Origin of the sequence: Polynucleobacter sp. 30F-ANTBAC (genome assembly GCF_018882385.1) — a bacterium.
Classification (GTDB): domain Bacteria; phylum Pseudomonadota; class Gammaproteobacteria; order Burkholderiales; family Burkholderiaceae; genus Polynucleobacter.
The window spans coordinates 522449-541036 of the sequence record NZ_JACVON010000001.1; the positions used below are offsets into that span (position 1 = coordinate 522449).

18 protein-coding genes and 1 tRNA gene are annotated in these 18588 nt (G+C 45.4%); 10 read left to right on the forward strand and 9 right to left on the reverse strand.

Annotated features, from left to right (window positions below):
* The first annotated feature begins 40 nt into the window (after positions 1-40).
* Both fabI and ICN28_RS02220 read left to right on the forward strand, forming a co-directional pair.
* Positions 41-829: an enoyl-ACP reductase FabI gene (gene fabI / locus ICN28_RS02215; RefSeq protein ID WP_216285897.1), complete on the forward strand. Its 789-nt coding sequence runs from the start codon at positions 41-43 to the stop codon at positions 827-829.
* A gap of 46 nt (positions 830-875) precedes the next feature.
* A tRNA-Ser gene (locus ICN28_RS02220) sits at positions 876-966 on the forward strand.
* 72 nt (positions 967-1038) lie between these two features.
* Here ICN28_RS02220 and ICN28_RS02225 read toward each other — a convergent pair.
* Positions 1039-1815 (reverse strand): ferredoxin--NADP reductase, encoded by a 777-nt coding sequence (locus tag ICN28_RS02225; protein ID WP_216285898.1) that lies wholly within the window; start codon positions 1813-1815, stop codon positions 1039-1041.
* Between the two features lie 347 nt (positions 1816-2162).
* On the opposite strand from ICN28_RS02225, the gene ICN28_RS02230 reads away from it, so the two are divergent.
* A complete protein-coding gene (locus tag ICN28_RS02230; RefSeq protein WP_216285900.1) occupies positions 2163-2471 on the forward strand; it encodes a c-type cytochrome in 309 nt (102 codons plus the stop codon).
* 100 nt (positions 2472-2571) lie between these two features.
* Positions 2572-3789, forward strand: a complete 1218-nt coding sequence (locus ICN28_RS02235; protein ID WP_216285902.1) for an MFS transporter — start codon at positions 2572-2574, stop codon at positions 3787-3789.
* Between the two features lie 7 nt (positions 3790-3796).
* Here the strand turns inward: ICN28_RS02235 and ICN28_RS02240 are convergent, their stop codons facing one another.
* A complete protein-coding gene (locus ICN28_RS02240) occupies positions 3797-5416 on the reverse strand; it encodes an NAD(P)/FAD-dependent oxidoreductase (protein ID WP_216285904.1) in 1620 nt (539 codons plus the stop codon).
* 40 nt (positions 5417-5456) lie between these two features.
* Between ICN28_RS02240 and ICN28_RS02245 the strand changes: the two genes are divergently transcribed.
* Positions 5457-5999, forward strand: a complete 543-nt coding sequence (locus ICN28_RS02245) for a DUF1415 domain-containing protein (protein ID WP_216285906.1) — start codon at positions 5457-5459, stop codon at positions 5997-5999.
* Here ICN28_RS02245 and ICN28_RS02250 read toward each other — a convergent pair.
* Positions 5992-8049, reverse strand: a complete 2058-nt coding sequence (locus ICN28_RS02250; RefSeq protein WP_216285907.1) for a sodium:solute symporter family protein — start codon at positions 8047-8049, stop codon at positions 5992-5994. The genes ICN28_RS02245 and ICN28_RS02250 overlap by 8 nt on opposite strands.
* An 89-nt stretch (positions 8050-8138) precedes the next feature.
* Positions 8139-10121: an acetate--CoA ligase gene (gene acs, locus ICN28_RS02255; protein WP_216285908.1), complete on the reverse strand. Its 1983-nt coding sequence runs from the start codon at positions 10119-10121 to the stop codon at positions 8139-8141.
* Positions 10122-10371: 250 nt separating this feature from the next.
* On the opposite strand from acs, the gene ICN28_RS02260 reads away from it, so the two are divergent.
* The 5 genes from ICN28_RS02260 to ICN28_RS02280 are packed head-to-tail and all read left to right on the forward strand — an operon-like array spanning position 10372 to position 14515.
* Positions 10372-11892 carry a fumarate hydratase gene (locus ICN28_RS02260; protein WP_216285909.1) on the forward strand — a complete coding sequence of 507 codons (1521 nt, stop codon included), beginning with the start codon at positions 10372-10374 and terminating at the stop codon, positions 11890-11892.
* Between the two features lie 32 nt (positions 11893-11924).
* Positions 11925-12728: a glutamate racemase gene (gene murI / locus ICN28_RS02265; RefSeq protein WP_216285910.1), complete on the forward strand. Its 804-nt coding sequence runs from the start codon at positions 11925-11927 to the stop codon at positions 12726-12728.
* Between the two features lie 9 nt (positions 12729-12737).
* Positions 12738-13388, forward strand: coding sequence for an energy transducer TonB (locus ICN28_RS02270; protein ID WP_216285911.1), 651 nt, complete (start codon positions 12738-12740; stop codon positions 13386-13388).
* Between the two features lie 3 nt (positions 13389-13391).
* Positions 13392-14090 carry a MotA/TolQ/ExbB proton channel family protein gene (locus tag ICN28_RS02275; protein ID WP_216285912.1) on the forward strand — a complete coding sequence of 233 codons (699 nt, stop codon included), beginning with the start codon at positions 13392-13394 and terminating at the stop codon, positions 14088-14090.
* Positions 14091-14098: 8 nt separating this feature from the next.
* Positions 14099-14515: a biopolymer transporter ExbD gene (locus ICN28_RS02280; protein ID WP_216285913.1), complete on the forward strand. Its 417-nt coding sequence runs from the start codon at positions 14099-14101 to the stop codon at positions 14513-14515.
* A 24-nt stretch (positions 14516-14539) separates the two neighbouring features.
* On the opposite strand, the gene ICN28_RS02285 is transcribed toward ICN28_RS02280, so the two are convergent.
* The 5 genes from ICN28_RS02285 to ICN28_RS02305 form a co-directional block, all read right to left on the reverse strand.
* Positions 14540-15955, reverse strand: a complete 1416-nt coding sequence (locus ICN28_RS02285) for a sodium:solute symporter family protein (protein WP_216285915.1) — start codon at positions 15953-15955, stop codon at positions 14540-14542.
* A 93-nt stretch (positions 15956-16048) separates the two neighbouring features.
* Entirely contained in the window at positions 16049-16309 is a 261-nt protein-coding gene (locus ICN28_RS02290) for a TIGR03643 family protein (protein ID WP_216285917.1), read from the reverse strand.
* Between the two features lie 9 nt (positions 16310-16318).
* Complete coding sequence (locus ICN28_RS02295) at positions 16319-16465, reverse strand: DUF2256 domain-containing protein (RefSeq protein WP_216285919.1); 147 nt, start codon at positions 16463-16465, stop codon at positions 16319-16321.
* A 15-nt stretch (positions 16466-16480) separates the two neighbouring features.
* Complete coding sequence (locus tag ICN28_RS02300) at positions 16481-17743, reverse strand: putative Na+/H+ antiporter (RefSeq protein WP_216285920.1); 1263 nt, start codon at positions 17741-17743, stop codon at positions 16481-16483.
* Between the two features lie 105 nt (positions 17744-17848).
* Complete coding sequence (locus ICN28_RS02305) at positions 17849-18442, reverse strand: phospholipase D family protein (protein WP_216285922.1); 594 nt, start codon at positions 18440-18442, stop codon at positions 17849-17851.
* Between the last annotated feature and the right edge of the window lie 146 nt (positions 18443-18588).

Here is an 18588-nt window from a genome sequence, read left to right on the forward strand (position 1 = left end):
GACATTAACAAATGCAGCAAAAAGAATAAAGGAAGCAAAAATGGGTTTCTTAGCCGGTAAAAAAATCGTTCTAACAGGTCTTCTTTCTAACCGCTCTATCGCTTACGGCATTGCCAAAGCGTGCCATAGAGAAGGCGCAGAGTTGGCTTTTACATATGTTGGCGATCGTTTTAAAGACCGAATCACTGAATTTGCTGCAGAATTCAACAGCAAACTCATTTTTGACTGCGATGTGGGTGATGACGCTCAAATCGATAAACTCTTTGCCGATCTTTCAGCCACATGGCCTAAATTTGACGGTTTGATCCATTCAATTGGTTTTGCGCCACGTGAAGCAATTGCTGGTGACTTCCTAGAAGGTCTTTCAAGAGAGTCTTTCAAGATTGCTCATGATATTTCGGCTTATAGCTTCCCAGCGATGGCCAAAGCAGCTCTACCGATGTTGAATGACAAAGCAGCACTATTAACCTTGACTTACCTTGGCTCACAAATGGTGGTGCCTAACTACAACACCATGGGCTTAGCCAAAGCGTCTTTGGAAGCCAGTGTTCGTTACTTAGCGAACTCAGTTGGTCCTAAGGGTATCCGTTGCAACGGCATCTCAGCAGGTCCGATCAAAACGCTAGCAGCATCAGGTATTAAAGGTTTTGGCAAAATTCTAGATTTCGTTGAAGCCAATGCACCTTTGCGTCGCAATGTGACCATTGATGACGTGGGCAATGCTGCAGCTTTCATGATGTCCGATTTGGCCGGTGGTATCACGGGTGAAATCACTTACGTTGACGCTGGCTTCAGCCATGTCGTTGGCGGTATGTCAGAAGCTGAATAAGCCACCAATCAATTTGAGAGCGCGGTATATAATCGCTCTCTTATCCGGAGAGGTGGATGAGTGGTTTAAGTCACACGCCTGGAAAGCGTGCGTAGGTTTATAGCCTACCGCGGGTTCGAATCCCGCCTTCTCCGCCAGTACCAATAAAAAAGCCCTTAATGTTGAATTAAGGGCTTTTTTGTTTCTGATTTCCGATCTGTCTGACTTACTTATTTCTCGACGAAGGCTCTCTCGTATACATAGTCACCTAGAACACCCAAGCTTGGTGAAACTTTGAAGCCTTTGGTATCGAGCATTTCTGATATTTCTTTCAGCATCGAAGGGCTACCGCAAATCATGCCTCGGTCTGTTGCTGGGTCCAAAGGTGGCAAACCAATATCTTTGAATAATTGGCCGTTTTCAATCGCAGTGGTTAAACGTCCCGTGTGCTTGAATGCTTCACGTGTCACCGTTGGGTAATAGATCAGCTTCTCACGAACCATCTCTCCTAAGAACTCATCATTCGGAAGTTCATTCTTGATGTAATCCTCATAAGCCAACTCGCTGACCAAACGCACGCCATGAATCAAAACAATCTTTTCAAATCGCTCGTATGTCTCAGGATCACGAATGATGCTCATGAATGGCGCCAATCCTGTACCCGTACTGAATAAGTAGAGGTTCTTGCCCGGGTTCAAGTCATCAATCACCAGAGTACCCACCGATTTATCACTCACCAAGATAGGATCACCCACCTGGATTTTTTGAAGTCTGGAAGTTAACGGACCGTTTTCTACCTTGATACTGAAAAACTCGAGGTGCTCTTCGTAGTTAGGGCTGGCAACGCTATACGCACGAACCAATGGCTTACCTTCTACTTCCAAACCAATCATCAAGAAATGCCCGTTGCGAAAACGCAAACCTTTATTACGAGTGGTTGTAAAACTAAAAAGAGTGTCATTCCAGTGTTTTACTGTTAAAACTGTTTCGGTTTGATAACTTGCCATATTCTTTACTTTTTAATAGTTGCTTTTTATTCTTCAAAGCCCTGTTGAGGGGTATTGAAATCATGACACATTCTTAGAGGGCAATTCACCCTTGCAACGCGTTTGAAGCTTGCTATTCTAAACCCTTCAGTCAGCTAAGCTCTTGAGTCAAAAGCCTGTTGAAGCGCCAAGACTTTGAGTTACATCAAATCAAAGCAATTACATTCTTGAAACAAGCCCAAACTATTGATAGTTAATGGTTTTCATTAACTATCTCTAGGTGAAAATCCGACATAGGCACACTCCCCAGTATTTTTATATACTTACGCCTGTAACTGTATTTTTAATTGAAATAACCGGAGAAATTCATGAAATTAATCAGCGCATTGGTAGCATCAGCATTGATGGTATCAGCACCTGCATTTGCTTCAAAAGAGATCGCTAGCAAGAACGCCTGTATGGGTTGTCACGCCGTGGACAAAAAAGTAGTTGGTCCAGCATATAAAGATATCGCTGCTAAATACAAAGGCCAAGCTGACGCGGTCGACAAATTAGCTAAAAAAGTTAAAGCTGGTGGTTCTGGTGTTTGGGGTCCTATCCCAATGCCTGCTAACGCCGGTATTAGCGAAGCAGATGCAAAGACTGTAGTTAAGTGGATTTTGGACGGCGCTAAGTAATTAGCTGCTTTTCAGGAAAAAAGAATGGCTGGTTAAACCAGCCATTTTTTATGCCTTGAAACTTGATAAGTTCAATATCCATTAATCAATCGTTATATCAATGAATCCCACCCACACCTCTCCCCGCTTGTTTAATAAGAACTTGGTTCTTCTGATTATTTGTCAGGGCTTGTTTTTAACGAATAACGTGACCTTTATCGCAATCAACGGACTTGTGGGCATGAATCTCACGCCCATCCCATGGATGGCAACTCTCCCAATCATGGGCTACGTGGTGGGTGGCGCTCTATCAACTTCTTTGGTGTCAAAAGTTCAACAACGCTTTGGTCGCCAAAAATCATTTGAATTGGGTTTACTTGTCGCCGTTGTCTCTGCGCTTATCTGTGCCTTTGCTGCCTACCAAAAGAACTTTTGGCTCTTAACATGTGCCACTCTTATTGCTGGCTTCTATAGCGCCAATGGCCAACTCTATCGCTTTGCTGCTGCTGAGCTCACTCATGCCAGCCTGAAAGAAAAAGCAGTCTCATGGGTGTTAGCCGGAGGTTTGCTCGGAGCTGTGATTGGACCTAACCTGGCCTCTTGGACCAAGAATGTTTTTGATGTGCCATTTTTGGGAGCCTATCTATCCTTGGCAGTAGCTGGCTCTATTGGCGTTTATGTGATGGGCAAGATTGAGTTCCCTCGGGAGTCTCAACTAGATCGCCCGCAATCTGCAGGAGCTGACCCTACGCCGGTAGGTCGATCACTCTCAGTGATTGCCAAGCAGCCTATTTTTATCGTAGCAGCGATGACATCGGCACTCAGTTACGGCATTATGAATTTATTAATGGCTGCCACGCCTCTAGCCATGGAAGTGTGTGGTTATCCTTTTTCTGATGCGGCTTTAGTCCTGCAATGGCATGTGATCGGCATGTTTGCACCGGGCTTCTTTACAGGTCATTTAATCAAGCGTTGGGGCAGTTTACCCATCATGTGGCTGGGATTGTTTTTAAATGCCCTGTGTGTCGCTATCGCACTATCGGGCACTGAATTGCATCAGTTCTTTTTAGCGATGCTGGCCTTAGGTATCGGTTGGAACTTTTTATTTACAGGTGCCACAACCTTGGCACTCTCCACTTACTTGCCCGCAGAAAAAGATAAAGCCCAAGGTTTAATTAATTTTTGCGTTTTTAGCACAATGGCCATCACGTCCTTAAGCTCAGGGGCGCTTGTCACCACCCAAGGCTGGGCACTTTTAAACTGGGTCTCGATCTTCCCACTCTTACTCACAGCGGCTGGATTGTTTTGGTTACGCCGCCACCAGAAAAAGACGGCTTAAGTAAGTCTTATTTCGATGTTTTTTGCAAGATAGCGAGAGCAACAGCCTCAGCTACTTTGATGCCATCCACACCGGCTGACAAAATGCCACCGGCATATCCAGCACCCTCACCGGCAGGGTACAAACCTTTGACGTTCAAACTCTGAAAATCATTGCCACGGGTGATCCGCAGTGGCGAAGAAGTTCTAGTTTCAACACCTGTTAAAACAGCATCGTGCATCGAGAAGCCAGGAATTTGTTTTTCAAATGCAGGGAGCGCTTCGCGCATCGCTTCAATTGCATAATCCGGCAATGCAGTGGCTAAATCCGTGAGATGAACACCTGGTTTATATGACGGCATGACCGTACCAAACTCCGTGGATGGGGTACCTGCAATAAAGTCACCCACCAACTGACCAGGAGCCTCATAGTTTCTGCCTCCCAACTCAAACGCATGGGACTCTAACTTTCTTTGGAAGTCGATGCCAGCCAAAGGATTATCAGGGCCACCACCATAATCCTCTGGATCCACGTTCACCACAATGCCCGCATTGGCATTGCGCTCGTTACGTGAATACTGGCTCATGCCGTTGGTGACCACACGATTTTCTTCTGAAGTGGCGGCCACAACCGTGCCACCTGGACACATACAGAAGCTGTATACCGCACGACCATTTTTAGCGTGATGCACCAGCTTGTAATCCGCCGCGCCAATGATCGGGTTACCCGCATGAGGGCCCAAGCGCGCCTTATCAATCAGTGATTGTGGGTGCTCGATCCTAAAACCAACGGAGAAAGGTTTGGCCTCTAGATAGACGCCTGCATGATGCAATGCTTGGAATGTATCGCGAGAGCTGTGACCTAAAGCGAGAATCACCTGGTCAGCCACGATGGTCTCACCGCTTTCGAGTTGCACCGATTTGATTTGGCCATTGTCGATATCAAAACCAGTGACCTTTTGCTGGAAGCGAATCTCCCCGCCCAACTCAATGATCTCTTGGCGCATTTTTTCAACAACACCTACCAGCCTGAAGGTGCCAATGTGGGGTTTCGCGACATAAGCAATTTCTTCAGGAGCTCCAGCCTTGATGAATTCATGAATGACTTTACGACCGTAAAACTTCGGATCTTTGATTTGACTGTATAACTTACCATCCGAGAAAGTACCCGCACCACCCTCACCAAACTGCACATTGGATTCGGTATTGAGTTTATTTTTACGCCACAAGCCCCAAGTATCCTGAGTCCGTTCGCGAACCTGCTTGCCACGCTCTAAAACAATCGGCTTAAAGCCCATTTGAGCCAAGAGTAAAGCAGCAAAAATTCCACAAGGTCCAAAACCAATCACCACGGGTCGACTGGGTAGATGCTCCGGTGCTTTGGCCAAGAAGTGGTAACTGGTATCGGGTGCCACACGAACATGTTGATCATGACCATGGGTTTTAAGCAACTGCTCTTCATTTTTAGCAGAAAGATCAATGGTGTAAATCAGGGATAAAGCTGTATTTTTACGAGCATCATGGCTGCGCTTAAAAATGGTGAACTGAATCAAATCCTTTGCAGGGATATTCAAACGCTTTAAGATGGCTGCTTCTAGCTCCTCTGGAGCATGATGAATAGGCAAGCGCAGTTCAGTAATACGGATCATGGGCTATACGATACACAAAGCTTTGGCAAAAGGTGAAAAAATGACTAATCAAGATTCTACATATGTACAAGAAATGCAAGAATGGCTTGTTAAAGCCGTGATTGGTCTGAATTTATGCCCTTTCGCTAAATCGGTTCATGTGAAAGAACAGATTCGCTATACCGTAAGCGAAGCCAAGACGGTTGAAACCCTTTTAGAGGACCTTGCTAAAGAGTTGGAGCATTTAGCGGAAACATCCCCTGATAAAACAGATACCACTTTATTGATCCATCCCCACGTCTTACAAGACTTTATGGATTACAACGAGTTTTTAGATTTAGCAGATAGCCTATTAGAAGAGTTGGATCTGGATGGGGAACTTCAGATTGCTAGCTTCCACCCTCAGTATCAATTTGCAGGCACGGAGGTGGATGACATCACCAACTTCACCAATCGCTCACCTTACCCGGCTCTGCATCTGTTGCGTGAAGATAGCCTTGATAAAGCGGTTGAAGCTTTTCCGGAAGCAGAAGCTATTTTTGAAACCAATATCGCCACCATGCAAAAACTCGGCCTTGATGGCTGGAAGAAGTTGTTTAAATAGTCGACTTGGATTCTCTTAAGTAGTCGACCAAGCGCTGAATCACAGGTGGATTAGGTTTGGTTAGGTAAGAGACCAAGAAAGCGGCTATAAAACTAGCAGGAATACCAAAAGCACCCGAGGCAATAGGATCGATCCCAAACCAGCGATCACCAAACACACCGGTAATCCTAGAAACAAAGGGGTAATTTAAAGCGATGTAGGTGCCACTCACCAAAAGACCGGTGATCATGCCTGCAATGGCGCCCCACTGGTTAATGCGTTTTGAAAAAACAGCCAAAATCAATACAGCAAAAAAACTGGACGCTGCGAGTGAGAATGCCGCACCGACTAAGAACAAAATATCACCAGGTCTTAGGGACGTTACATAGGCCGCAAATAAAGCCACACCCAGCAAGGCAATCTTAGCAATCGTCACACGTTTCTGATGAGAGGCTTTCTTATCGACCATGTGAAAGTAGACATCATGAGAAATCGCGTTAGCAATGGTTAGCAGCAGGCCATCGGCAGTTGATAGCGCTGCCGCCAAGGCGCCCGCCGCTACCAAACCAGAAATCACATACGGTAAGCCAGCTATTTCTGGGGCAGCCAGAATAATCATGTCGGGGGAAATTACCAGCTCAGCCCACTGCACAAAGCCATCACCATTTACATCCGTGAGCGATAAAACCGGCGGATCCAACTTGCGCCATTGCAATACCCAATTTGGCAAATCGGCATACGAGATACCCACCAGATTTTTAAATAAATCCAATTTCACCATGGCTGCTAGCGGTGGCACGCTGAGGTAGAAAATTACCACAAATAACAGTGTCCAAAATACGGAGTAACGGGTTGCCGCCACGCTCGTCGTGGTGTAGTAACGGGTCAAAATATGAGGTAAGCTCGCTGTACCAAACATAAGGCAAAAAATGAGCAAAATGAAATTGAGCTGATCCATCCCAGTCACACCTATCATCTTGCTAAAGATGGGCTCCATGGAGGGTGTGGCAGTTTGACTACGTTGATACGCCTCGAGCTTTTCTTTTTGCCAAACTTCATAAGCGTTGGCGGGGCTAATCGGATAATGCTGTAATTTTCTCTCCAATGCCTTGACATCTTTTAGAGAGACTTGCGAGTTCCTTGCCTCACGTAATTCTTTTTCAGCTTTCTTTTTTCCTTCGAAATAAGACCGGGGTAAATCAGCAATGCGCTGTTCTAAAAAGAGCACTCTCTTCTGATAAAAATCACGAACCTTCACCTCTTCAGCTGTCACCTCAAAATCACGTTCGTGATACTGGATCTCTTCCAAAACTTGACCATAGGTAGCTTGAGGGAAAATAGAACCATGCTTGTCATAAGAAATCATGCCCAAGGGCAGGATCATTGCAATGACAATGATGATGTATTGAGCAACCTGAGTCCAAGTAACGGCTCGCATGCCGCCCAAGAAAGAACATACCAAAATGCCGGCCAAGCCAAAGAACACGCCAATACCAAATTCGACGCCAATAAAGCGGTTAACAATTAACCCAACACCTTGAATTTGCGCAACCAAATAAATAAACGAACAGAAGATGGTTGTGCCCACTGCCACCACTCGAACCACTCGACTACCGCCTTCTTTGCCTTGGCTATAGCGAATGGCCAAGAAATCAGGAATCGTATAAGAACCGAATTTACGGATGTAGGGCGCGATGAGGAGTGCCACCAAACAAAAACCACCTGTCCAGCCTACAATAAAAGCTAGACCTTTGTAGCCGGAACTAAAGAGAATGCCCACCAGACCAATAAAGGTCGCAGCACTCATCCAATCGGCTGCCGTGGCCATGCCATTAAAGATAGCCGGTACCTTACGACCCGCCACATAGTAATCAGCAATATCCGATGTTCTTGAGATCAAACCAATGCTGGCATAAATAGCAATGGTGACAAATAAGAATACATAACCCAGCCAGATGCCAGAGCCACTGCTCTGTTCAACCAAGCCTAAGGAATATACAAAAAACAGGAAACCTACCGTAAACAGTAAATAGTAAAAACCTATTTTTTTAGTACCCGTGAGATGTGGCATAACTAGATTATTGCTCAGCTTCTAGAAAAAAGGCCGGTGACTCATCGAGTGACCGGCCTAAATGACAACTAGCTAATTAAACCACTTGATTAAATAGCGTCTTTCAATTGTTCCAAAATTGCTGGATTTTCAAGTGTTGACGTATCTTGCGTAATCGCCTCACCTTTGGCTAGAACGCGTAACAAACGACGCATGATCTTTCCAGAGCGTGTTTTTGGTAAGTTATCACCAAAACGAATTTCCTTTGGTTTAGCAATTGGGCCAATTTCTTTACCAACCCAATTACGTAGATCTGTTGCTATCTTCTTGGCTTCATCACCTGTTGGGCGCTTACCTTTAAGAACCACGAAAGCCACAATCGCTTCACCGGTCATGTCGTCCGGACGTCCTACCACAGCAGACTCTGCTACAAGAGGGTTAGCCACCAAGCAAGATTCGATTTCCATCGTACCCATACGGTGACCAGAAACGTTCAACACGTCATCGATACGACCTGTAATCGTGAAGTAACCTGTATCTTTGTTACGGATCGCGCCGTCACCTGCCAAATAAAGCGTACCACCCAACTCTTCTGGGAAGTAGCTCTTCTTAAAGCGCTCTGGGTCACCCCAGATCGTGCGAATCATCGAAGGCCATGGACGCTTCACCACCAAGATACCACCCTGGCCGTTAGGCATATCACCACCTGCCTCATCCACAATCGCCGCCATTACACCAGGCAATGGCAAAGTGCATGAACCTGGAACCAATGGTGTTGCACCTGGCAATGGGGTGATCATGTGACCACCTGTTTCTGTTTGCCAGAAGGTATCCACGATTGGGCAGTTCTCACCGCCAACGTTCTTGTGGTACCACATCCAAGCTTCAGGATTGATCGGCTCACCCACAGAGCCTAATAAACGCAAGCTCTTCAAGTTGTACTTCTTCGGATGAACAGATGGATCTGTATCAGAAGCTTTGATGAGAGAACGAATCGCTGTTGGAGCCGTATAGAAAATAGAAACTTTGTGACGAGCAATCATGTCCCAGAAACGACCAGCGTTCGGGAATGTTGGCACACCTTCAAAAATAATTTGCGTTGCGCCACAAGCCAAAGGACCGTAGGCAATATAGCTGTGACCGGTAATCCAACCAATGTCAGCTGTACACCAGAACACATCACTGTGACGCAAGTCGAATGTCCACTTCATAGTCAACATCGTCCATAAAAGGTAGCCACCTGTTGCGTGCTGCACACCTTTTGGCTTACCTGTGGAACCGGATGTGTAAAGAACAAACAATGGGTGCTCTGCACTAACCCACTCTGGCTCACAAACTTTTGACTGACCAGCAGAAACGTCGTGCATCCACTTATCACGACCTGCCTTCATAGGCACATCACCACCCGTGCGCTTGTAAACAATCACGTGCTTTAACTTCTCGCAACCGCCTAAGCTAAGAGCTTCATCGGCAATCGTCTTAAGAGGCAATGCTTTACCACCGCGTAACTGTTGGTCAGCTGTGATCAATGCCACTGCGCCGATATCCACGATACGCTCTTGTAACGATTTAGCTGAGAAGCCACCGAAGACCACAGAGTGCGTCGCTCCGATACGAGCACATGCTTGCATCGCCACAACACCTTCAACAGACATCGACATGTAAATAACAACACGGTCACCTTTTTTGATGCCGAGCTTTTTAAGACCGTTAGCAAATGCCGCTACGCGATCATGCAATTCTTGATAGGTGACTTTAGTCACTTCGCCGCCATCAGCCTCGAAAACGAGCGCTGTTTTCTTGCCTAGACCATTTTCGATATTGCGGTCGATACAGTTGTAAGAGGCATTGGTTAAACCATCTTCAAACCATTTGTAGAAAGGTGCTTTAGATTCATCAAGAACCTTGGTAAAAGGTTTCTTCCAATATAGATTTTCTTTTGCAAGTCTGGCCCATGTACCGTCAAAGTCTTTTTCAAAAGACTGGCACATTGCTTTGTACTGATCCATGCTGCTGATAGCTGCTTGTTTAGCAAAAGCTTTAGGTGGGTTAAAAACACGATTTTCAACTAACAACTGTTCCATACCAGACATACTTTTCTCCTACTTTCTAGGCTGTTTTTTTAACAATCTTCGAGGTTAGGCGGGTCGACTGACATTTGACTGACAATCTTCATATAGTTAGGCTTAATAAGGGTTACCCCTAAGACCTAAGGCTATTCACCATCCTATCTCTTACGAATTTTTCATAAGCTTACATGAATCATAGGCACATTTACTAGATTGCTAATTTCCCTAGGTAAAATGGATAACTTCTGTCTAACCACTTATAAAAATATCCACTATGAGCACAATTCGCCAAGACGACTTCATTCAAAGTATTGCTGATGGTTTTCAATACATCTCTTACTACCACCCATTGGACTACATCACAGCCCTAGGCAAAGCCTATGAGCGTGAAGAGAGCCCAGCAGCTAAGGATGCAATTGCTCAGATCCTTACCAACAGCCGCATGTGTGCTGAAGGTAAACGCCCTATTTGCCAAGATACCGGCATCGCCGTTGTATTTTTAAAAGTGGGCATGCATGTGAAATGGGACGCCAAGATGAGCGTTCAAGAAATGGTCAACGAAGGCGTGCGTCGCGCCTACATGAACCCTGATAATAAGTTACGAGCTTCGGTATTGCTCGACCCAGCAGGTAAGCGTACTAACTCGAAAGACAATACCCCTGCTGTTGTGCATTACGAAATCGTTGAAGGCGATGGTGTGGAAGTTATTTGCGCAGCCAAAGGCGGCGGTTCTGAGAATAAGAGCAAGATGGCCATGTTGAACCCGTCTGATTCGATCGTAGACTGGGTGGTTAAGACAGTTCCAACGATGGGTGCCGGTTGGTGCCCACCAGGCATCTTAGGCATTGGTATTGGCGGTACCCCTGAAAAAGCCATGTTGCTAGCTAAAGAGTCTTTAATGGCACCGGTGGATATGCATGAATTAATCGCCCGCGGCCCTAAGACACGTGTCGAAGAACTTCGTCTAGAAATCATGGAGAAGGTCAATGCATTAGGCATTGGCGCTCAAGGTTTAGGTGGTTTAACCACTGTTTTAGACGTGAAGATCATGGACTACCCGACACACGCAGCGTCATTGCCTGTTGCGATGATTCCCAACTGCGCTGCAACGCGTCACGTTCACTTCCACTTGCACGGTGATGGCCCTGCAATCTTGACACCACCTTCTCTATCCGATTGGCCACAAGTGGCTTGGAAACCTGATACGGAGAAATCAACTCGCGTTAATTTAGATACCCTCACACCAGAAGAAGTCGCAAGCTGGAAGCCAGGTCAAACCTTGTTATTAAACGGCAAAATGTTGACTGGTCGTGATGCAGCTCACAAGCGTATTGCCGACATGTTAGCCAAGGGAGAGAAGTTGCCGGTTGATTTTAAAAATCGAGTGATTTACTACGTGGGTCCCGTGGATCCTGTGCGTGATGAAGTGGTTGGCCCAGCAGGTCCAACAACAGCAACACGGATGGATAAGTTTACAGAGATGATGTTGGCCGAAACTGGCCTGATCTCAATGGTTGGTAAGTCTGAGCGTGGTCCAGTGGCGATCGAAGCGATCAAGAAACATAAGTCGGCTTATTTGATGGCGGTTGGTGGAGCTGCTTACTTGGTCTCTAAAGCAATCAAAGCATCAAAAGTGGTTGGCTTTGCAGACTTAGGCATGGAAGCTATTTACGAGTTCACGATTGAAGATATGCCAGTGACGGTAGCCGTTGACTCTCAAGGTACATCTGTTCACACAACAGGTCCGCAAGAGTGGCAAGCGAAAATTGGAAAAATTCCAGTTGTTAAAGCTTAACCCATCATTCGCCTGAAGACGTAAGGAAGAGCTTGGCAACTATTGGTGTTTTTGATTCCGGGATTGGAGGACTAACCGTCCTCCATGAGGCGCTGCGCCAAGCGCCGGCTCATCACTACACCTATTTAGCTGACTCAGCCAATGCGCCCTATGGTGAAAAATCAAGTGATTGGATTGCTCAGAGAAGTTTGGATTTATGTCACTGGTTAGTTCGCGAGGGTTGCCAAGCATTGGTGGTAGCTTGCAATACTGCTACCGCTGAAGCGATTGAGCGTATTCGTCACGAGATGCCAGCGATTCCCGTGATTGGGGTCGAACCAGGCATAAAGCCTGCCGTTACAAAAAGTACCAATCTCAAAGTCGGCGTCTTGGCCACCCAAAATACCTTAAAGAGTGATAAGTTCAATGCCCTTCTCGAAAGCTTAGAAGGTCATTGTGAATTCATCCCTCAAGCTGGATTAGGTTTGGTGCCACTGATTGAGTCAGGTCAAATTGACAGCGCAGAAATGAATACCTTACTTCGCCAACACTTAAAACCATTCCAAGCAGCAGAGGTCGATACCTTGGTATTGGGTTGCACCCACTACCCATTTTTAACGCCACTGATCCGAGAGATTCTGGGCGATAAGATTCAAATCATTGATACAAGTGAAGCCGTCGTTAAACAACTCGCGCGCAAACTTGAGGAGTTTCAGCTACTGCAGTCAGCTCCACCAAGAGTGATTCGTTTTTACTCAACATCAGACGCGGATGCTTTAGTCGGTCTTGCCAAACAACTCATACCAACAGCTTTTGAGCAGCATTCGATTGAAACATCGACCGTGTTCATTTCTTAAGCGTTGACCATGATCAAAAAACCATTCAAGTCTTTGAGTTCAATGGTCAACACCATGAGTGTGACTTCTCGAATCACACTTTTGGTTATCGCTTTGCATGCCTTATTGATTGTAGGCATTCAATTAAGCCCGGACCGATCTTCCTCAGCCAACAACATGGGCGATCTAGTGGTTGCGAGTTTGTTAGACCCGAACCCGCATCTTGAAAATAAAAATAAGCCAACGCCTGCGACAGAGAAAAAAGTAGCTCCACCTAAACCAGAACCTAAGCCTGTGGCTCAAAGCACCAAAAGCATGACGACCACCACTGCCCCACTCCCAGCAGAGTCATCCAATATAGCTCCCGCAAGCAGTGCCGGCGGCAGTAGCTCTGGCGAATTAAAGAGTGTCTCGATCAGTCAAGCCCAATGCAGCGTACCGGAACCGTTTTACCCCGGCCTATCCAGAAGAATGGGCGAAGAAGGTAAAGCCATGGTCCGTTTATTTATTAATGAAAGTGGCGCCGTTGAAAAAGTCGCCCTCTCTCAAAGTAGCGGCATTCAACGTTTGGATCAAGCGGCATTAGATGCAGCCATGAAAGTTCGGTGCAGACCTTTTATAGAATTTGGAAAAGCCATTAAAGTAACTGCTATACAACCTTATATTTTTAGACTGGAATAATTCATGAATCAAGCTTTTGGTTTGGGTAACATGTGGGCGCAAGGTGATGCTGTCACTCGTATTGTGGCCATCATTCTTTTAATCATGTCGATCACTTCGTGGGTGATCATCTTGACCAAAGCATTGAGCCTTTATAAAACTAAAAAAATTGCCCGAGAAGTCGAATGTTTTTGGCACGCCCCAGCTTTTGATGTGGCCTTGAGCCAAATGAGCCCAGACAACAATCCTTATGGAGATCTGGCTAAAAGCGCTCAGGAAGCCATGAAACACCACAACCAACAATCTGGTGCCCGCGGCGAGTTGCATCAAACCATCAGCTCCTCAGACTGGTTAACACGCTGCCTTAAGGTGAGCATCGATAAATCAGTAGGGCAACTTCAGCACGGTCTAACCTTTTTAGCCTCAACCGGTGCGACAGCACCCTTTATAGGCTTGTTTGGCACTGTTTGGGGCATCTATCATGCCTTGATTGGTATTGGCAGCGCTGGCACAGCATCCATTGATCAAGTGGCAGGCCCCATTGGTGAAGCGCTCATCATGACTGCTCTTGGTTTAGCGGTTGCGATCCCTGCCGTTTTAGCTTACAACGCGATTAGCCGAACCAATAAGGTACTGATTGCTGAGTTAAATCGATTTGGCAATGACCTGTATGCGTTCTTTATCACTGGCGCACGCGTTGGCCAATCAGAACAGTCTAAATAAGGTTCCTTATGTCATTTGGTAATGAACCCTTAGGAGATGATGACAGCCCGCCGATGGCTGAAATCAACATGACACCTTTAGTGGATGTGATGTTAGTTTTGTTAATTGTTTTTATGATCACGATTCCAGTGATGCAACATGCTGTCAAGGTTGAACTGCCTCAGGCCAGCAGTCAAAAGAATGATGTCAAGCCTGAGTCCATCACTGTCAACATTACTGCATCCGGTCAGATTTTTTGGAATAACTCAGCCATCAATTTAGAGACGCTTAACATCTATGCGCAAACAGCTGCTAAGAAAACACCACAACCGGAGGTGCAACTGCGCGCGGATAAGAATGTGCGATACGAATCCGTTGCTCAAGTTTTATCAACTGCAAAAAGAGCGGGCTTAACCAAGATTGGATTTGTGACAGAACCTCAATAAGCTGGAGGTTCTGTTGTGAATGACTTAACTGGCAGCCTTAAGCAATTTACTTGGCACCAAACCACCGATCAACATACCCAGAATGCTGGCGCATAAGCCGGCTAACTGGGGTGGCATCACCGCTTTAGGCCACAACAGCTCAAAGGTGATCCACGTCGCCAAACCAAACAAGACGGCTAATAAGCCACCTAGGGTGTTCGCTCTAGACCAATAAACTCCAAAGGCCAACGGCACAAACGCGGCTACCAAGGTGACCTTATAAGCGCTTTCTACCATTTGGAAAATAGATAGCTCTGAGTTGAGCGCAAACAAGGTTACAAATACCGTGAAACACAAAACTGTCACGCGCATGATCTTCAATAAATACTGATCGCTTAGGTGCTTAAAGAAGCCCTTCACAATGTTTTCAGCAAAGGTAACTGAAGGCGCTAATAAGGTCGCACTGGCGCAACTCTTGATGGCTGATAGCAGTGCGCCAAAGAATAAGACCTGCGCAAATAACGGGGCATGATTCAAAATTAGATTTGGCAAAATCAATTGAGAATCAGTGTTGAGATATTTCTCTACTAGCACTGGATCAATCAATGTGGCTGAGTACGCCAAGAAGATCGGGATGAAAGCAAATAAGAAATACAACAAGCCGCCAAGAACAGATGCCTTCACAGCGATATCCGCATTTTTAGAGGATGTGATTCTTTGGAAGACATCTTGCTGAGGTATCGACCCCAGCATCATGGTGAGCAAAGCCGCTAAGAAACCTAAGACAGCTGCTACATTCCAATCAGGCAAGATATTGAGCTTATCAGCCGCAACCGCATGAGCAACCACCACATCCACACCACCTGTCATGCCTGCCACTTCATAGCCGATGTAGAGCATGCCGAGAACGATGATGATCATCTGAACAAAGTCTGTAATCGCTACGGACCACATGCCACCAAATAAGGTGTAAATCAAAACGCTGGCCGCACCGATGATCATGCCCCACTCTTGGGTAATGCCGTCATTGGAGACCACGTTAAAGACCAAACCCAAGGCTTTAATTTGGGCAGAGACCCACCCCAAGTAAGACACCACAATACAAAGCGTAATCAAGACTTCAACCGTACGCCCATACTTCTCTTTAAAGAAGTCACCAATGGTGAGGTACTTTTTACTGTAGAGATGACGGGCAAAGAATAAGCCCACCAAGATCAAACACATGGATGAACCAAACGGGTCTGAAACAATCCCTTCCATCCCCTCTTTTAAGAAGGTCGCTGGAATGCCCAGAACAGCCTCAGAGCCAAACCAGGTGGCAAAAACTGTGGCAGTAACGATATACATTGGAAGACTATGACCAGCAGCGGCAAAGTCAGCTGTATTTTTAACCCGTAGGGCCGCCCAAAGGCCAATACCTATTGAGATAACCCAGTAAATGATGACAAACCAGAGAAGCATCACAAGCTCTTTTAATTAAAGTTGCGAAATTATATGACTAGCTGATAAATCTATCAAAAGTACCAAATTATGAAGGGTATTTTTAGGAGACCTTTATTTAGGCTTATATTGCGTGGGGCAATAAGCACGCTTCACCTCATCCGGGCGTCTAGATGCGTGCTTGGTTCCACGACCTGTGACCCGCTTGCGCCACATCCTAAATGAGCTGGGCTTCATCTCATGGCGCATCAGATCAATCACATGTGACTCATTGAGCCCATAACTGGCCTCAATTGCATCAAATGGAGTGCGATCCTCCCATGCCATCTCAATGATGCGAGAAACGTCTGCAGGATCCAATACGGGCTTTTTCAAACGGAATTCCTATTTAGTTGATCGCTGGCTTCGGCAGCGGTCGGAGCAGTATTTCACTTCTGCCCAGACTTTCTCCCACTTTTTTCGCCAAGTAAATGGTCGCTGGCAAACGTCACAGACTTTGGTTGGTAAATCTGACTTTTTGCGCATCCCCATGGATTTGACCTCAGATTACAAGAATTGAAAAGCTAAAATAGCAATCAAGGTCGGCGGCAATGCAGCTAAGAATAAATAGAGTGCCGAAACACTGGCATCCGGGAAATGCTCTCTCAAAATTGCCATACCGGCTGGATTAGGTGCATTGGCAATGACGGTTAAACCGCCACCCGTCAGAGCACCTGCTACCAAAGCATATTTGAACTCCTCACTAGTACCCTGTACCAATGAGCCCAAGTAAGTTAATGCAGCATTATCCGTCACTGCCGTCAAAGCAGTTGCTCCGAAGTACACCCAGGTTGCACTCATCCCCTCAAGAACAGGCTGCAACCACCATTGTTGTAATCCACCTAAAACCACAAGGCCAGCCAAGAAGAACGCCACCATCAATGACTCTTTTAAAAGCAATGGATTTTGATACCTAGAATAGGCTGTTGTGTAGCCCATAAAAAACAACAACAAGCTGATGAACACCACCGGGTGGTGTGCAAAGATAACAACGCCACTTAAAAATAGTAAGTGAATCACCTGAACATAAGCTGGCATTTGTTTGTCAGCCTTTTTAAGGCTGAAGGTCGGGATATCTTTATGAAGCAATAGAGTTCCTAAGGCTGCATTAGAAAAAACAGCAACGATCGCTTTTGAACCCAACAAATTAAACACCGTCAAACTATCCCACCCCCAAGCTTGAGCGACCATCAAAATGGGTGGCGCAGCAAAACTTGTTAATGCACCGCCAATAGAAATATTCACAAATAAAATGCCAATCGTCCAGTACATCACTTTGACGTTTTTAGTAGTAGCAAAAACTTTGTCTTTTAAAAGCAAAGCAGCTAAGGTCATTGCAGCAGGCTCAGTAATAAATGAACCCAAAAGCGGAACAAGGCTTAGCGTAATAAAGTAATTAACAATGTGATGAGGTAATCGAAATAATTTACTGACTGACACAGTTGTGTAGTGAACTAATGTTTCAGCAAAAACTAAAACTGGTTTGCTAGCTGCCACAACCATGATGGCAAATACGAATAAAGGCTCTGTATAGTTGCGACCTTCCAAATACTCCACTGAAGCGGAGCCACCCACCATAAATGCGATCGATAAAACCAGAATCAACGCCCAGAATCCAAATACCGCCTCCACTTCACCCAACAAATGAAAGAGACCAGCATGGTTAGGATGCTTATGTGCCAGATTTTGAAAAATGGACGTCGAGAAGGTATGGACTACCGCAATAGCAAATAGGATCGACGCAATTAATTGAATGGTACTTGGATTCATGCCTGGTCTTTATATAGTAATCAATGACGTTATTTTGGAATGACCTGGCTGCTGCGATACAACCATAATCTCAACTCATTCTACTTGAAGAATATCTAAAAACTCTTAGTGCCGTTGCTTTTTGGAGGGTTTTTGAGATGCTTCTTGACCATGACCCCAATGAGTCACCCAGTTATCAGAGTAACGTTTGGATGCATACACAGATTTAAGAATAATGATATTTTCAGCATTACGAACTTCTGCTGACTTAGTGAAGTTGTAACTACCGGTAATGACAATATCATCATCGATCAGCATCACTTTGTTATGTTGAATCGCATGCTTACCATCTTCACGCACCTCAATACCAGCAGCAATTAACTGATTAACTGCATCCCCATTATTACTGGCACTTTTCTCATCTTGAAGTAACTGTACTTTGACCCCGCGGCGATGAGCTCTAACGAGAGCATCACTCAAAGGCATCGCTGTAAAACCATAAGCCATCACTTTAATAGTTTTTTTTGATGCATCGATCTGCTTGATTAAGCCACCAGCACCACCTGCTGGTGGTGTGAAATAAATTGCCAGAATTTCTGCTGGCTGTGGTTCTGCTTGTACGCTATGCCACCAAGAAATACTTAATAAAACTGATAGGCTTAAAACGGCTATTAATCTTTGACGAGTTTTAACGGAAATAGAGTTGATCTTATATGTCATTAAAGAGTCCTAGCTGCTCAAAAAACTGAGAGCGTAATTTAAATTAATTCGATGAAAAGATAAATATAGTACTTTTTTACTTTTTCTTTAATTTATATATGGGAAGCTGAAATTGGCATGCTTATTTTGAATACTCGTTCGGCGTA

Coding starts and splice junctions, on each gene's coding strand:
- fabI (WP_216285897.1), top strand. CDS start 41: ATGGGTTTCTTAGCCGGTAAAAAAATCGTTCTAACAGGTCTTCTTTCT.
- ICN28_RS02225 (WP_216285898.1), bottom strand. CDS start 1,815: ATGGCAAGTTATCAAACCGAAACAGTTTTAACAGTAAAACACTGGAAT.
- ICN28_RS02230 (WP_216285900.1), top strand. CDS start 2,163: ATGAAATTAATCAGCGCATTGGTAGCATCAGCATTGATGGTATCAGCA.
- ICN28_RS02235 (WP_216285902.1), top strand. CDS start 2,572: ATGAATCCCACCCACACCTCTCCCCGCTTGTTTAATAAGAACTTGGTT.
- ICN28_RS02240 (WP_216285904.1), bottom strand. CDS start 5,416: ATGATCCGTATTACTGAACTGCGCTTGCCTATTCATCATGCTCCAGAG.
- ICN28_RS02245 (WP_216285906.1), top strand. CDS start 5,457: ATGACTAATCAAGATTCTACATATGTACAAGAAATGCAAGAATGGCTT.
- ICN28_RS02250 (WP_216285907.1), bottom strand. CDS start 8,049: ATGCCACATCTCACGGGTACTAAAAAAATAGGTTTTTACTATTTACTG.
- acs (WP_216285908.1), bottom strand. CDS start 10,121: ATGTCTGGTATGGAACAGTTGTTAGTTGAAAATCGTGTTTTTAACCCA.
- ICN28_RS02260 (WP_216285909.1), top strand. CDS start 10,372: ATGAGCACAATTCGCCAAGACGACTTCATTCAAAGTATTGCTGATGGT.
- ICN28_RS02270 (WP_216285911.1), top strand. CDS start 12,738: ATGATCAAAAAACCATTCAAGTCTTTGAGTTCAATGGTCAACACCATG.
- ICN28_RS02275 (WP_216285912.1), top strand. CDS start 13,392: ATGAATCAAGCTTTTGGTTTGGGTAACATGTGGGCGCAAGGTGATGCT.
- ICN28_RS02280 (WP_216285913.1), top strand. CDS start 14,099: ATGTCATTTGGTAATGAACCCTTAGGAGATGATGACAGCCCGCCGATG.
- ICN28_RS02285 (WP_216285915.1), bottom strand. CDS start 15,955: ATGCTTCTCTGGTTTGTCATCATTTACTGGGTTATCTCAATAGGTATT.
- ICN28_RS02295 (WP_216285919.1), bottom strand. CDS start 16,465: ATGGGGATGCGCAAAAAGTCAGATTTACCAACCAAAGTCTGTGACGTT.
- ICN28_RS02300 (WP_216285920.1), bottom strand. CDS start 17,743: ATGAATCCAAGTACCATTCAATTAATTGCGTCGATCCTATTTGCTATT.
- ICN28_RS02305 (WP_216285922.1), bottom strand. CDS start 18,442: ATGACATATAAGATCAACTCTATTTCCGTTAAAACTCGTCAAAGATTA.